The organism is Micromonospora sp. NBC_00389, assembly GCF_036059255.1.
Taxonomy (GTDB): domain Bacteria; phylum Actinomycetota; class Actinomycetes; order Mycobacteriales; family Micromonosporaceae; genus Micromonospora.
Genome location: NZ_CP107947.1, coordinates 278843 through 293906 on the forward strand (window position 1 = coordinate 278843; position 15064 = coordinate 293906).

The 15064-nt window shown below is 72.7% G+C and carries 13 protein-coding genes; 8 read left to right on the forward strand and 5 right to left on the reverse strand.

Annotated features, from left to right (window positions below):
- Positions 1–47 precede the first annotated feature (47 nt).
- From OG470_RS01330 to OG470_RS01340, 3 genes are all read left to right on the forward strand, one after another.
- The gene (locus tag OG470_RS01330) at positions 48–1184 is read left to right on the forward strand and encodes a carboxylate-amine ligase (protein WP_328419930.1); all 1137 of its coding nucleotides are present in this window, start codon (positions 48–50) and stop codon (positions 1182–1184) included.
- A gap of 23 nt (positions 1185–1207) precedes the next feature.
- Positions 1208–2587 carry an FAD-dependent oxidoreductase gene (locus OG470_RS01335; protein ID WP_328419932.1) on the forward strand — a complete coding sequence of 460 codons (1380 nt, stop codon included), beginning with the start codon at positions 1208–1210 and terminating at the stop codon, positions 2585–2587.
- A 72-nt stretch (positions 2588–2659) separates the two neighbouring features.
- A complete protein-coding gene (locus tag OG470_RS01340) occupies positions 2660–3640 on the forward strand; it encodes a LacI family DNA-binding transcriptional regulator (protein ID WP_328426071.1) in 981 nt (326 codons plus the stop codon).
- Positions 3641–3742: 102 nt separating this feature from the next.
- Here the strand turns inward: OG470_RS01340 and OG470_RS01345 are convergent, their stop codons facing one another.
- Both OG470_RS01345 and OG470_RS01350 read right to left on the reverse strand, forming a co-directional pair.
- Positions 3743–4690 carry a carbohydrate kinase family protein gene (locus tag OG470_RS01345; RefSeq protein ID WP_328419934.1) on the reverse strand — a complete coding sequence of 316 codons (948 nt, stop codon included), beginning with the start codon at positions 4688–4690 and terminating at the stop codon, positions 3743–3745.
- A complete protein-coding gene (locus tag OG470_RS01350; protein WP_328419936.1) occupies positions 4687–5952 on the reverse strand; it encodes an AGE family epimerase/isomerase in 1266 nt (421 codons plus the stop codon). The genes OG470_RS01345 and OG470_RS01350 overlap by 4 nt, the downstream gene beginning before the upstream one ends.
- 275 nt (positions 5953–6227) lie before the next feature.
- On the opposite strand from OG470_RS01350, the gene OG470_RS01355 reads away from it, so the two are divergent.
- Complete coding sequence (locus OG470_RS01355) at positions 6228–7094, forward strand: aminoglycoside phosphotransferase family protein (protein WP_328419938.1); 867 nt, start codon at positions 6228–6230, stop codon at positions 7092–7094.
- 257 nt (positions 7095–7351) lie between these two features.
- On the opposite strand, the gene OG470_RS01360 is transcribed toward OG470_RS01355, so the two are convergent.
- Positions 7352–8161: an Fpg/Nei family DNA glycosylase gene (locus OG470_RS01360; protein ID WP_328419940.1), complete on the reverse strand. Its 810-nt coding sequence runs from the start codon at positions 8159–8161 to the stop codon at positions 7352–7354.
- A 180-nt stretch (positions 8162–8341) separates the two neighbouring features.
- Between OG470_RS01360 and OG470_RS01365 the strand changes: the two genes are divergently transcribed.
- From OG470_RS01365 to rocD, 4 genes are all read left to right on the forward strand, one after another.
- Complete coding sequence (locus OG470_RS01365; RefSeq protein WP_328419942.1) at positions 8342–10267, forward strand: ricin-type beta-trefoil lectin domain protein; 1926 nt, start codon at positions 8342–8344, stop codon at positions 10265–10267.
- A gap of 110 nt (positions 10268–10377) precedes the next feature.
- The gene (locus OG470_RS01370; RefSeq protein ID WP_328419944.1) at positions 10378–11106 is read left to right on the forward strand and encodes a DMT family transporter; all 729 of its coding nucleotides are present in this window, start codon (positions 10378–10380) and stop codon (positions 11104–11106) included.
- A 350-nt stretch (positions 11107–11456) separates the two neighbouring features.
- Positions 11457–12272 carry a dimethylargininase gene (ddaH, locus tag OG470_RS01375; protein ID WP_328426073.1) on the forward strand — a complete coding sequence of 272 codons (816 nt, stop codon included), beginning with the start codon at positions 11457–11459 and terminating at the stop codon, positions 12270–12272.
- Between the two features lie 11 nt (positions 12273–12283).
- Positions 12284–13486: an ornithine--oxo-acid transaminase gene (gene rocD / locus OG470_RS01380; protein ID WP_386988466.1), complete on the forward strand. Its 1203-nt coding sequence runs from the start codon at positions 12284–12286 to the stop codon at positions 13484–13486.
- 56 nt (positions 13487–13542) lie between these two features.
- Here rocD and OG470_RS01385 read toward each other — a convergent pair whose 3' ends face one another.
- Positions 13543–14697, reverse strand: coding sequence for an FHA domain-containing protein (locus OG470_RS01385; protein ID WP_328419946.1), 1155 nt, complete (start codon positions 14695–14697; stop codon positions 13543–13545).
- Complete coding sequence (locus OG470_RS01390) at positions 14694–14987, reverse strand: 4a-hydroxytetrahydrobiopterin dehydratase (RefSeq protein ID WP_328419948.1); 294 nt, start codon at positions 14985–14987, stop codon at positions 14694–14696. Before OG470_RS01390 ends, OG470_RS01385 begins: the two co-directional genes overlap by 4 nt.
- Positions 14988–15064: the final 77 nt, after the last annotated feature.

The following is a 15064-nucleotide window of genomic DNA, read 5'->3' on the forward strand; positions in this document are numbered from 1 at the left end:
ACCGACGCGGACGGACCGCGACCCGGCAGGAACGGACGGTGGTGTCGATGACCGGCCAGTTGGCGGAGATGCCGCACGAGACGACCGCGGGGACCGAACTGCTGACCGTGGGTGTCGAGGAGGAGTTCCTGCTCGTCGACCCGCACACCGGGGCCGCGGTGCCCGCCGTCGACCTCGTCCTGGAGCAGGTGCCGGCGGAGCTGCGCGGGCAGGTGGAGCGGGAGTTCCAGACCAGCCAGATCGAGATCGGCAGCCCGCCCGGCCTGGAACTCTCGTCGATCCGGCACTCCCTCGGCGTGCTGCGCCGGGCGCTCGCCGACGCCGCCGAGCGGGCCGGCGTACGGCTGCTGGCCATCGGCACCGGCCCGGTGGACGGCCCGGTGCCGCCGGTGGTGGACAAGCCCCGCTTCGACCGCATGATCGAACGGTTCCGGTTGCTCGTCCCCGGCCCCGGCAACAACGGCATGCACGTACACGTCGGCATCCCCGACCCGGAGACCGGCGTGCAGGTGCTCAACCACGTCCGCCCCTGGCTGCCGATGCTGCACGCGGTTACCACCAACTCCCCGTTCGCCCGGGGCGAGGACACCGGCTACGCCAGCTGGCGCTCGGTGGAGTGGGAGCGCTGGCCGTCGGTGGCGCCGACGCCGTGGCTGGAGTCGCACGAGCACTACCAGCGGCTGATCCGCCAGTTGATCTCCAGCGGGTTGATGCTCGACGAGGGGATGCTCTACTGGTACGCCCGACTGTCGGCGAAGTACCCGACCGTCGAGCTGCGGATCGGCGACGTCTGCCCGTCCGTCGACGACGCGGTGCTGGTCGCCGCGCTGGTCCGGGCCCTGGTGGCCACCGCCATAGCGGACGTCGAGGCCGACCGGCCGGCGCTGCAGACCGACCACCACCTGCTGGTCGGCGCGCACTGGCGGGCCGCCCACGACGGCCTGGAGGGCGAGGGCGTCGACGTCACCACCGGCGAGCTGCGCCCCGCCTGGGAGCTGCTGGACCAGTTCGTGGAACGGATGCGACCCGCGCTGGAGCAGCACGACGACTGGGCCGAGGTGACCGACCTGCTGGGCGGGCTGCGCCGGCACGGCACCGGCGCGGCGCGGCAGCGCGCGGTGTTCGCCCGCGCCGGACGGCTCACCGACGTGGTGCAGGACGTGGCGCGACAGACCCGCGGCTGATCACCGCGTGACAGGATGGTTCCGTGGCGCAAAGACTGATCGTCATCGGTGGGGACGCCGCCGGAATGTCGGCGGCGTCCCAGGCCCGACGCCGCCGTGGCCGTGAACACCTGGAGATCGTGGTCTTCGAACGGGGGCACTTCACCTCCTACTCGGCATGCGGCATTCCGTACTGGATCAGTGGCCTGGTGCCCGACCCTGAGCAGCTGATCGCCCGGGACCCGCAGACGTTCCGCACCGAGTTCGCCATCGACGTGCGGATACGCCACGAGGTGGTCGCCATCGACCTGGAGCGCCGCGAGGTGGTCGCCCGGGACCTGGAGCAGGGCGACGAGGTCCGCGAGCGCTTCGACGAACTGCTGTACGCCGCCGGCGCGGTGCCAGTGAAGCCGCCATGGGCGGAGACGGACGTGGCCGGCGTGTTCGGCATGCAGACCCTCGACGACGGAGCGGAGCTGCGCGACTGGCTGGACGGCGAGCCGCAGCCGCACCGGGCGGTGGTGATCGGCGGCGGGTACATCGGCGTCGAGATGGCCGAGGCGCTGATCCAGCGCGGCCTCTCCGTCACCCTGGTCGAGCGGGGCGACCAGCCCATGTCGACGGTGGACGGCGACATGGCCGAGCTGGTCGCCGACGCGATGCGCGGCCTGGGCGTCACGATCCGCACCGGCCTGTCCGTGAACGGGCTGGAGCAGCGGGACGGCCGGGTGTCCGCGGTGGTTACCGCCGAGGGGTCGATCCCGACCGACGTCGTGGTCCTGGGTCTGGGCGTACGCCCCAACACCGCGCTCGCCGAGGCGGCCGGGCTGCCGATGGGGCCGACCGGCGGGATCCGGGTGGATCGCAGGATGCGGGTGGTCGGGCTGCCCGGGGTCTGGGCGGCCGGCGACTGCGTGGAGACACTGCACCGGGTCAGCGGGATGCAGGTGCACGTGCCGCTGGGCACGCACGCCAACAAGCAGGGCCGGGTGGCCGGGATCAACATCGGCGGCGGGTACGCCACCTTCATGGGCGTGATCGGCACGGCGGTCACCAAGGTCTGCGATCTGGAGGTGGGCCGGACGGGGCTGCGCGAGCGGGACGCCACCGAGGCCGGCTTCGACTTCGTCTCGGTCATCGCCGAGTCGACCAACCGGGCCGGCTACTACCCCGGTGCCCGACCGATGACCGTCAAGCTGATCGCCGAGCGACCCAGCGGGCGGCTGCTCGGCGCGCAGATCGTCGGCTGGTCCGAGGCGGCAAAACGGATCGACACGCTGGCCGTGGCGCTGTGGAACGGCATGACGGTGGACGATATGACGGCGCTCGACCTGGGCTACGCTCCGCCGTACGCGCCGGTATGGGACCCGGTGCTGATCGCCGCCCGAAAAGCGGTCGACGTGCTGGCCGCCGCCAGCCGCTGACCCGCGTCCGCCGTGGAGGACCATCCCGTGACCCAGACCCCGATCCGACCGGCCGCGCGCCGCCGCCCGACGATGGTCGACGTGGCCCGACGCGCCGGGGTCAGCCTGAAGACGGTCTCTCGCGTGGTCAACGATGAGCCGGTGGGTCAGGAGTTGGTCGCCCGGGTGCTGGCCGCCATCGCCGAGCTGGGTTTCCGGCGCAACGACATCGCCCGCAACCTGCGCTCCCGGCAGCTCAACGCCACCGTCGGTCTGCTCATCGAGGAGATCGCGAACCCGTTCTACGCCACCATCGCCAGCGTCGCCGCCGACATCGCGGCCGAGCACGGCACCATGCTGATCACCGCCTCCTCCGAGGAGGATCCGGAGCGGGAACGCGCCCTGCTCCAGGACTTCACCCAGCGCCGCGTCGACGGGCTGCTGGTGGTGCCGGCCGGCCTGGACCACTCGTTCCTGCGCCGCGAGGTCGAGCTGGGCATGCCGGTGGTCTTCCTGGACCGGCCGCCGCAGGGGCTGCTCGCGGACGCCGTACTGCTGGACAACCAGGGCGGCAGCCGGGCCGGGGTCGGCGCGCTGCTGGACGAGGGGCACCGCCGGGTGGGTGTCCTGCTCGGTGCGCCTACCGTGCCCACCATTCGCGAGCGGCTGGCCGGCGCACGGGCGGCGCTGGCCGCCGCCGGGATCGAGCCCGACGAGTCCTTGGTCCGCGACCGGCTCATCGCGCCGGAGGAGGCCGGGCGGGCCGTCGCCGAGTTGCTCGACCTGCCGGACCCGCCCACCGCCTTCTTCTGCGGCAACAACCGCCTCACCGTCGGTGCACTGCAGGAGTTGCACCGGCGAGGCAGCGACGCCGCACTGGCCGGTTTCGACGACTTCGAGCTGGCCCACCTGATGCCCCGGCCGCTGACCGTCGTCGGGTACGACACCCGGGAGCTGGCCCGGGTCGCCACCGAGCGGCTGTTCCAGCGAATCGCCGGCGACAACTCGCCACCGTCAACCACGGTGCTCCCCACCCGGCTGCTGCGCCGCGGCCTGCCCCCACCGACCGCCTGAGGCGCAGCCCCTTCTCCAGCGTCGATCATGGAGTTGTGGTGCCGCGCGTATGCCGCGAAGTGCGGTCTAACGCCCACCACAACTCCATGATCGACCCCACAGTCAGGCGCGGAGCAGGGAGTCGAGCTCGGCGCGGCGGGGTGGGTCCGCACCTCGGCGGCCGCAGGTGAGCGCGGCTACCGTTGCGGCTTGGCGGAGCACTGCGGCCCACTGCTCCGCGGTTACCGCGGCGAGCCGTTCGGCCGGCCGGTCACCGAGCGCGTCGAGGTCGGCCAGCGCGGCCAGCAGGCCGCCGGTGAACGCGTCGCCGGCGCCGACGGTGTCGACCACCGTGGTGGGCACCGCCGGCTCCTCGTGCATCGACCCGTCCGGGGCGAGCAGCCAGGCACCGTCCCCGCCCCGGGTCACCACCGCGCAGCACACCCCGGCCGCACGCCACCCGGCCATCACGTCGGACACCGTCCGGTCCGGGTAGAGCCAGGCCAGGTCCTCGTCGCTGGCCTTGACCAGGTGCGCGAGGCTCACCTGCCGTTCCACCCTCGCCTGCTCCGCCGCCCGGTCGGTGACGATGCCCGGACGCAGGTTGAGGTCGATCGAGACGGTGAGCCCGTCCCGGCGGCGTTCGCGGGCGAGCAGGTCCTCCAGCACCTGCGCGCCGGGCACCAGTGCGAGCGCGAGCGACCCGGTGTGCAGGGCGGTCGCCGACGTCCCGGCCAGTTCGGGCAGCTCCTGCGGCGTCCACTGCCAGTCCGCCGTGCCGATCAACCGGAACTCGTAGCTGGCCTGCCCGGTGGCGTCCAGGGTGGCCAGCGCCACCGAGGTGGGCTGCTCGGCGCGGACCGCCCACCCCAGGTCCACCCGGTTGGTGGTCAGGTGTTCGGTGAGCTGCTTGCCGTACCCGTCGGCGCCGAGCCGGGCCAGCAGCCGCACCGGCTGGTCGAGTCGGGCCAGAGTGACCGCCACGTTCGCCGGCGAGCCGCCCGGCACCGCCCGCTCGCCCTCGGCGGAGACCACCAGGTCGATCAGGGCCTCGCCGGCCACCACGATCACGCGGGCACCTCGCCCGGGGCGAGCGGGCCGGGGCCGCCGAGCCCGTCGGCCGAGCGGGACAGCAGCACCGCCTGGTAGGCGTGGTAGACGTCCGGCCGGCCGTGCCAGACCGTGCTGGCGGGCCGGTTCTGCGGATCCAGCTCGTGCCGCCACCCGCTGTCGTCGATCAGGTAGCGGCGCGCGTATCCCCAGAACACCCGGTACCAGTCGGCGTAGACCGCGTCCCCGGTGCGCCGGTGCAGGGTGATCGCCGCCCCGATCGCCTCGGCCACCACCCAGTGCATCCGGGAGCGGACCACCGGCCGGTCGTCCCAGTCGATCGTGTAGACGAAGCCGTCGGCGCCGTCGACCGCCCAACCACGTCGCACGGCGGCGGCGAACAGGGCGCGGGCGTCGGTGAGCAGCCAACTCGGCGGCTGCGGCAGGACCGCCTCCAGCTCCAGCAGCAGCCGGGCCCACTCCAGCCAGTGCCCCATGGTGGAGCCGTACGGCCGGAACGGGTCGGCGGGCCGGTCCCGGTTGTAGTCGGGTAGGGGCTCCCAGTCGGCGGTGAAGTGCTCGGGCAGCCGCCAGTCGTGCCGGGCACCCTCCCCGTGCACCAGGTGGGTGCCGATCCGCAGGGCCCGGTCGGTCCAGCTCGGATCGCCGGTGGCGGCGGCCGCGCCGAGGAACGACTCGACCATGTGCATGCTGCTGTTCGCGCCCCGGTAATCCTCGGTGACCGTCCAGTCCCGGTTCCAGGACTCGCGGACCGCTCCGGCCTCGTCGTCCCAGAACCGGTCCCGCACCACGGTCAGCGCGTCGGCGAGCAGCCGGTCCGCGCCGGGCCGTCCGGCGCGCGCCGCGCCGGACGCGGCGAGCAGCACGAACGCGTGGTCGTACCCGGCCTTGCGCTCGTTGGTCGGCGACCCCTGCTGGTCTACGGCGCTGAACCAGCCGCCGTACCGGTCGTCGCGCAGCAGTGTGCTGAGCGCGGCGACTCCGTGGTCGACCAGGGCGGCGGCGTCCGGGTCGCCGTTGTGGTAGGCGATGGCCGACACGTGGGTCATCCGGCAGGTGATCCAGGTGTGCAGCGGCTCGGTGGGGTCCGGAGTGCGGTCGTCGGTCAACCACCAGAAGCCGCCCTCGGGCCGGACCGCGCGGCGGACCGTGTCGAGCAGGGTGCGGGTCTGGTCGGCGAGGAACTCTTCGAGGTCGGGCAGTTCGGGCGCCCCGGCCGGGGCGAGGGTCAGTTCGGCGTCAGATCGGGGCACGTCGGTCATCTCAGCTGGTCACCGTCGGGTAGGAAAGGGACATACGGTCAGGATCGGCGGGCGGACCGGGTCCGCGCCGGAAAACCGCCAACGGGACGCCGCGAGCCGGCCGGCCGCGTCGCGGGAAGGATCATGAGTACGATTCCTCCCATTTGCCCGTTGACATCGTTGTCTCGACTCCACCCTGCTCCGGCACCCGTCGGCTGTCAATTCCCTGCCGCATCACATCGACACCGCGACGACCCGGGCCAGCCGCGCGGCCACGGATGCTCCAGGATGGCCGGATGGAGCTGCCCGAGGGACTCGACTGGGTACGCGGATCACCCGCCGGCCGGGACTGGCTAACCGCGCTCCCCGGCCGGCTGGCGGAGTGCGCCGAACGGTGGTCGCTGCGACTCGGGCCACCCTTCCGGTACGCCTTCGCCTCGCTGGCGCTCCCCGCCGACCTGCCCGACGGCACGGCGGCCGTGCTGAAGCTCCAGTTCCCGGACGGGGAGAGCCGGCACGAGGCCGACGCGCTGGCTCGGTGGGACGGCGACGGGGCGATCCGGCTGCTCGACCACGACCCGCAGCGGCGGGCGCTGCTGGTGGAGCGCTGCCGGCCCGGGACCGCGCTGCACGAGTTGCCCATGGACCGGGCGCTGGACGTGCTGACCGGGCTGCTGCCTCGGCTGTGGCGCCCGGCCGGCCCGCCGTTCACCCCACTGGCCGAGGAGGCCGCCGGCTGGATCGACCGGATGCCCCAGGCCTGGGAGCGGGCCGGCCGGCCGTACGAGCGGCGGCTGCTCGACGCCGCGCTCGCCCTGCTCGCCGGGCTGGCATCGAGCCAGGGCGAGCAGGTGCTGGTCAACCAGGACCTGCACGCCGGCAACGTGCTCGCCGCCGACCGGGAACCGTGGCTGGTGATCGACCCGAAGCCGCTGACCGGCGAGCGGGAGTTTTCGGTGGTGCCGATGGTGCGCGGCCGGGAGCTGGGCCACTCGCCGGCCGCCGTCCGGCACCGGCTGGACCGGCTCAGCGCCGAGTTGGGGCTGGACCGGGAGCGGGTCCGAGGCTGGACCATCGGGCACACGCTGGCCTGGAGCATCGACGGGGACGCGGTGCTTCCGCACCAGCTCGAGGTGGTCCGCTGGCTGCTTGACGAGCAGTGACCGCCCACCGCCCTGTCGAGCTGCCCCATATCTGGTTATCGAGCCGCACGCGGTTGTCGAGCCGCACCGCGGTTGCGAGCCGCACGCGATTGCGAGCCGCACGCGATTGCGAGCCGCACGCGATTGCGAGCCGCACGCGATTGCGAGCCGCACGCGATTGCGAGCCGCACGCGATTGCGAGCCGCACGCGATTGCGAGCCGCCCCATATCTGGGGCAGCTCGACAGGGCATCGGAGCAGCGTCCGGCACCGGGCCGATCAGGCGGCCTGGCAGGTGCGGCACCAGTAGAGGTTGCGGCCGGCCAGCTCGCCCCGACTCACCTCGCCGCCGCAGACGTGGCAGGGCGCGCCGGGGCGGCGGTAGACGTACACCTCGCCGCCGTGCCGGTCCACCCGGGGCGGCCGGCCCATCGCCGCCGGCAGGTGCGCGTCACGCACGGTGTCGATCCGGCCGTGCTCGACCGCGAGCCGCATCAGCCCGACCAGGTCGGCCCAGAGCGCGTCCCAACCGGCCCGGGTCAGCCGCCGCCCGGGCAGCGTCGGCGGCAGCCCGGCCCGGAACAGCGCCTCGGTCACGAAGATCAGCCCGGTGCCGGCCACCACCGACTGGTCCAGCAGCAGCGCGGTCAGCGGCGTCGGGCTTCGCGAGATCCGGGCGTACGCCCGCTCCGGGTCGGCATCGGTGCGCAGCGGATCCGGCCCGAGGCGGCCACGCAGTGCGGCCACCTCGGGCGGGGTGAGCAGCTCGCAGGCGGTCGGCCCGCGCAGGTCCAGCCAGTGCCGGTCGCTGGCCAGCCGCAGCCGAATTTGACCGACCGGCTCCGGCGGCTCTCCCGGCCCGTCGGTGAATTTTCCGTACAGCCCGAGGTGCACGTGCAGGGTCAGCTCGCCGGCGTAGTGGTGCAGCAGGTGCTTGCCATACGCCTCGGTGCCGTCCAGCACCGTGCCGGAGAGCAGGGCGGCGCCCTCGGTGAAACGGCCCTGCGGGCTGGCGGCGTGCAGCTTGTCCCCGGCGAACAGCTCGGCGTGCCGAGCCGCCAGGCGATGAATCGTGTGTCCCTCTGGCACGGGTGCCAAGGATAGTCAGCAGCGACCTCAGAGGGCTGGGCCCCGGTCCACGCAGCCGGTGAGCAACTCCAAGGAATCCATTGACTTCTATTACTAAGGAATATTAACTGTAGGCAACGGATGCCGGACAGGTCGGGGCAATCCGTGACATCCATCCGCCGCGCGAGAGGAAGCCGTCAAATGGCCGCCATCCCCGTACCCCCGCCACCGGGCCAGCGCCGACGGTCCCGACGCCGAACGACCGCGGCGAGCCTGCTCGCGCTCTGCACCGCCGCGGCCGTCGCCACGGTCGCCCTGCCCGCCCCGGCGTCCGCCGCCGGCGAGCCGGTGAGCATCTGGCTGACCACCACCTCGGACTCCGGTGGCCGCCAGGTCAGCCGGGGCCTCCAACCACAGGCACCGGTCACCTTCGCCGCCACCAGCGGCGGCGCGACGCACACCATCACGGTCGACGAGAACACCCGCTACCAGCAGTTCGAGGGCGGTGGCGCGTCGATCACCGACACCACTGCGTACCTGTTCCGAGGCGGTCCGATCAGCGCCGCCACCCGCGACGCCGTGATGAGCAAGCTCTTCTCCCCAACCGACGGCATCGGCCTCTCCTTCGTCCGCAACCCGATCGGCGCCTCAGACCTCTCCCGCCCCGGCAACGTCTCGCTCGACGACACCTGCTGCAACCTGAACGACTTCCACGCCAACGGCTACGACACCAACGTCCGGCTGCTCACCGCGCAGGCCCGGTCGCTCAACCCGGCGCTGCGGGTGATGGGCGTGCCGTGGAGCGCCCCGGGCTGGATGAAGGACAACGGCCGGATGGACCAGATGGGCTGGCTCAAGTCCGAGTACTACCCGATGTACGCCCAGTACCTGGTCAAGTACGTGCAGATGTACCAGGCCGCCGGTGTGCCGGTGAACTACCTCTCGGTGCAGAACGAGCCGAACTGCTGCCAGGCCGGCAACCCGACGGCGATGAACTACCCGGGCATGAGCTGGAACGGTTCCGGGCTGGTGGAGCTCACCAAGAACCACCTGTACCCGGCGCTGCGCGCCGCCGGCCTCACCACCAAGGTGCTCGTGCACGACTGGAACTACGGCGACTATCCGAACTTCGGCGCGGTGCTGCTGGCCGACGCCGCCGTCCGCAACGACCCGCTCTTCGGCGGCATCGCCTGGCACGGCTACTTCGGTGACCCGGCGGTCGGCACCCAGGTGCGCAACCAGTACCCGGCGGTACGCCAGTTCAGCACCGAGCACTCCGGCGGCACCTGGATCGGCAACCAGCACAACGAGGACCTGGCCGACATCGTCAACTACGCCCGCAACTACAGCGGCAGCCTGGTCAAGTGGAGCCTCGCCCTCAACCAGTCGATGGGCCCGCACAACGGCGGCTGTGACGTCTGCACCGGCCTGGTCACCGTGCAGGAGGGCGGCTCCCGGGCCGGCCAGGTCGACTACACGATCGAGTACTACACCACCGGGCACCTCACCAAATTCGTCAAGCCCGGGGCGTATCGGATCGCCTCGACCGCCAACGGCTCGGTACCGAACGTGGCGTACGTCAACCCGGACGGCTCCAAGGCGCTGATCGCCCACAACGGCGGCACCGGCACCCAGTCGGTCAAGGTGGCCTGGGGCGGGCAGTCCTTCACGTACTCGCTGCCGGCCCGGACCACGGCCACCTTCACCTGGTCGGGCAGTCAGTCCGGTGGGGGCGGCGGGGGCCGGACCGGCCCGATCGTCGGACTGGCCGGCAAGTGCCTCGACGTGGCCGCGGCCAGCAGCGCCGACGGCACGGCCGTCCAGCTGTACGACTGCAACGGCAGCGCCGCACAGCAGTGGACGCTCGGCACCGACGGCACCGTGCGGGCGCTGGGCAAGTGCCTGGACGTCCGGGACAACGCCACGGCCGACGGCAGCCGGGTGCAGATCTGGACCTGCACCGCCGCCGCGAACCAGCGCTGGACCGCGACGGCGGCCCGCGACCTGGTCAGCGTCAGCGCGAACAAGTGTCTGGACGTGGTGGGCAACACCTCGGCCAACGCCACCCCCACCCAGGTCTGGAGTTGCACCGGTGGCGCCAACCAGAAATGGACGGTGCCGGCCTGACCGCCGGTGCGATCGGGTGTCGAAAATCGAGCTTCTGGGTACCTCCGGTGACATACCGCGTGGGTGCCACCCGTTCCGTCGGCCACCACGCATTCATCAGGAGGTGTGTTGTGGTCAGGATTCCTTCGCTGTCCCGCCGGTCCGAGCCGGCACCGACGCGGGACGAGAACCTCGACGGCCGCATTGACGGCCGCGACACCCCGGTCGACAGCGGCCGGGAAAGCTCGGCGGTCACCGGCGTGGGCCGGTCGGACGACAGCCCCGGCCGCCCGGTGGTCACCGACCGGGCCGCCGACCAGACGACGTACCGCAGCGCGACCGCGACCGACGACCAGGCCGGCGACGCCGGCGAGGCCGAGCGGCGGGCGACCGAACGGGCCGCGGTGGCCCGCGCCGCCACCGCCCGTCCGGTGGAGGGCGAGACCCGGCGGCCTGACCCGGAGGACCGGGTCGCGACCGACCGGCCGGTCTCCCCGGCACCGGAGCGGACCGAGCCGCCGGTGACGCGCGGCCCGAAGCCGCGCGCCAGCCTGCTCGCCACGTTCGGCCTCATCGTCGCCGTCGCCGGTGCGCTCTTCGTGCTGACCGGCGCCCTGGCCGGGTACGGCATCGGGCTCGGCGCCCTCGGCGCGGTGCTCTCGGTGCTCGGCCTGTCCGCCACCCGCCGCCGGCACGTCGCCGGCAAGACCGACGCGCTGTTCGGCGTGCTGATCGGGCTGGCCGCGGTGGTGCTCGGGGTGCTGGCGATGACCGGCCAGTTCGACTGGCCGACCACCGACGGCGACTGGGTGCAGCGGTTCCGCGAGTGGCTCGACTCACAGTTTGTCGATCGTTTCTAGCGGGCACTGTTCCGCTCGCCGGTGGTGCACCGGCAAAGCCGGTGGTTCGCCGGCAGCCCGAACTCTCCGGTGGTTCATCGACCGGGCGACACCCTTTCAGGGGCGGCGGTTCGCCGCCCCTGAAGTGTTTCCGGGGCCCGGTTCGCCGGGCCCCGAGGCGTTTCCACGGCCCCGCCGACCGCTCACGCAACGAATCGCAGCCGCCAACCGCTCAGACGCAACGAATGTTCGGTGTGCGCAACTCTCGGTGGTGGATCCTGCTGCTGGCGCCGCATAACGTTGAGCAACGGCGCCAGCCCGTGGGCCATGGTGGCCGGGCGCGCCCGACCCCTGGGAGCAGGACAATGACGATGGACGCCACCAGCCAGCGCCTGTTGATGTGCCGGCCGACGTACTTCGCCGTGGATTACGCGATCAACCCGTGGATGGACCCGAGCGCGCCGGTCGACGCCGCGCTGGCCGTCCAGCAGTGGGAGCGGCTGCGCCAGACGTACCTCGACCTGGGCCACACCGTCGAGGAGATCACTCCGGTGCAGGGCCTGCCCGACATGGTCTTCGCCGCCAACGGCGGCACCGTGATCGACGGCAAGGCGATGGCCGTGCAGTTCCGCGACCCGCAGCGCGCCGACGAGGCGCCGGCCTACCGGGCCTGGTTCGAAGCCGCCGGCTTCGAGATGTACGACCCGAAGCACGTCAACGAGGGCGAAGGCGACATCCTGCTGGCCGGCGACTACCTGCTGGCCGGCACCGGGTTCCGCACCGCGCACGCCTCGCACGCCCAGTTGCAGGAGGTCTTCGGCTACCCGGTGATCACCATGCAGCTGGTCGACCCCCGCTTCTACCACCTGGACACGGCGCTGACCGTGCTCGACGAGCGGACCGTGGCGTACCTGCCCGAGGCGTTCTCGCCCGGCAGCCAGGCCGTGCTGCGTCGGCTCTTCCCCGACGCCGTGCACGCCACCATGGCCGACGCCGAGGTGCTGGGGCTGAACGCGGTCAGCGACGGGCGGCACGTGGTGCTGCCCGCGCAGGCCACCGACCTGGCCGCCAAGCTGCGCGACCGGGGCTACGAGACCATCGGTGTCGACCTGTCCGAGCTGCGTAAGGCCGGCGGCGGACCGAAGTGCTGCACGCTGCGACTCCGTCAGGGAAAGGCAAGCAAGTGATCGTGGACGACATGCTGCGGACGCCGGGAGCGGTCCGGGACGCCGAGCGCTGGACAGCGCACAACTACCACCCGCTGCCGGTGGTGATCTCGTCCGCGGAGGGCGCCTGGCTCACCGACGTGGACGGCCGGCGCTACCTGGACTGCCTGGCCGGCTACTCCGCCCTCAACTTCGGCCACCGGCATCCACAACTGATCGCCGCCGCACACGCGCAGCTGGACCGGTTGACGCTGACCAGCCGGGCGTTCATCCACGACCAGTTCGCCGACTTCTGCCGGGAGCTGGCCGAGCTGTGCGGCAAGGATCTGGTGCTGCCGATGAACACCGGCGCCGAGGCCGTGGAGACCGGGATCAAGGTGGCCCGCAAGTGGGGCTACCAGGTCAAGGGTGTGGCCGCCGGTCAGGCCAACATCGTGGTGGCCGAGGGCAACTTCCACGGCCGGACCACCACCATCGTGAGCTTCTCCACCGACGAGGACGCCCGCGCCGACTTCGGGCCGTACACCCCGGGCTTCACCGTGGTCCCGTACGGCGACCTGGACGCGCTGGCTGCCGCGATCGACGAGAACACCGTCGCCGTGCTGCTGGAGCCGATCCAGGGCGAGCAGGGCGTGGTGATGCCGCCGGAGGGCTACCTGCCGGGCGTACGCCAGGTCTGCACCGACCGCAACGTGCTCTTCATCGCGGACGAGATCCAGTCCGGCCTGGGCCGTACCGGCACCACCTTCGCCTGTGACCACGAGGGCGTCGTGCCGGACATGTACCTGCTGGGCAAGGCGCTCGGCGGCGGCATCGTGCCGGTTTCCGCCGTGGCCGCGAACGCCGACGTGCTCGGCGTGCTCAAGCCCGGCCAGCACGGCTCCACCTTCGGCGGCAACCCGCTGGCCTGCGCGGTGGCGATCGAGGTGGTCCGGCTGCTGGCAACCGGCGAGTTCCAGCGCCGCTCGGCCGAGCTGGGCGAACGGCTGCGGGCCGGCCTGGAGGGGCTGGTCGGCAAGGGCCTGGTCGGGGTGCGCGTCCGTGGTCTCTGGGCCGGTCTGGACATCGACCCGGCGCTGATGAGCGGACGGGAGGCGTGCGAGCGGCTCGCCCAGCGCGGTGTGCTCGCCAAGGACACCCACGGCTCCACCATCCGGCTCGCCCCGCCGCTGGTGATCACCGAGGAGGAGATCGACCTCGCGGTGGCTCAGCTCGCCGCCGTGCTGGCCAGCTGAACCGGAACGTACTTCGGGCGGGCGTCGGGACCACGGTCCCGGCGCCCGCCCGCACGTCAGGCGCGGGGTAGGCGCATCGCCATGGTGGGGGCCTCGGCCATCACCGAGGTCGGGGTGAACGGGGCGCCGGCGGGCAGCTCCTCGGCGCGGCCGACCTGCACCCCGGGGTAGAGCTCCACCATGTCGCCCTCGCCCAGCACCCGGGACTGCTGCGGGGCCAGAGGGATCCGGTCGGACTCGGCCATCGAGCCGGCCGGCCGGATGCCGGAGCCGTTGGTGCTGACGTCGGTCACGATGACCTCGCCGACCCGCAGCTCGAAGCGGACGTGCCCACGACTGATCCACCGCCGGGCCTCGTCGTTGAGCCACTGCCCGAGCATGATCCCGCCGTCCTGCTCGGGGGCCCGACCGGCCACCACCGGTTGCTCCTCGGTCAGCACGAACCGCCGCCGGACCAGGCCGCCGACGCGGACCGCGAGCACCTCGGAGCGTGGCCGGGGGCCGGCGTCACCGAGCCGCACGCCGTGCCGGGGGCAGGTCGGTACGCCGTTGCGCAGCGCGGGCGGCGGCTGACCGGCCGGGCTGCGTTCCACCACCCGGGCCAGGTCGGCGAACGCGCCGCCTCCGCCACCACTGCCGAAGAGCGCGCAGCCCGGCTCGGGGCAGCGCCACTGGCGGGCCAGCAGCTTCGCCCCGGTCGGCGAGCGCTTGCCGGCAACCGGCGTGTGCCCGCCACCGACGTGCGCGATGAACGCAGGTCCGCCGGCACCGGGCACCGGGGCGAGCACCCGTCCGGCCTGCTCGACCAGCCACGGGAACCGCCCGCGCAGCCCGTCGAAGCGGACCCGGCTGAGCACCGGAAGCCCGAGCAGATCGGCGACCTCCAACATCCGGTCGCCCGGGTTGTCGAGCACCTCGACGAGCCCGTCGTCGGCCCAGCGGCGGACCACCATCCGCTCGTTGGAGGTGAGGTCGGCATCGGAGAGCAGCGCCCGGTGCACCACGGCGTAGACCTGGACGCTGTCCTCCTCCAGCTCGCGGGAGAGCGCGTCGATGACCATGCCGAGCCGCAGCAGGCTGGCCGGCCGGCCGCCGTCGATGTCCTGGTAGCGGATCACCTCGGCCAGGTCGAGCACGGCCCGGGCCAGCGACGGGTCCGTGCAGACCCGGCCCTCGATGGCGTCCAGCACCTTGCTGATCTCAAACCTCATCGGGCGCTCCGAATGATCTCGTCGATCCGACGCGCCAGGTCGACGTCGCGGTGGGTGACCCCGCCGGCCGAGTGGGTGACGCAGCGGAAGGTCAGCGTGCGCCAGCGGATGTCGATGTCAGGGTGGTGGTCCAGCTCCTCGGCTGTCCCGGCCACCCGGTCGACCACCGCGATGGCCGCCGGGAAGCTGGCAAGCTCCACCGTGCGGCTGATCCCGGTGCCATCGCCCGACCAGCCCGTCAGCCCGCCCAGCTCGTCTCGCACCGCCTCCGCGGTGAGCAGGTCTGCCATGCGCCGACCCTACCGGGCACGGCGAGTGCCACCGACCAGCGGTGGCGGGGTGTCGGGGCGGACCCCACACGACGAAG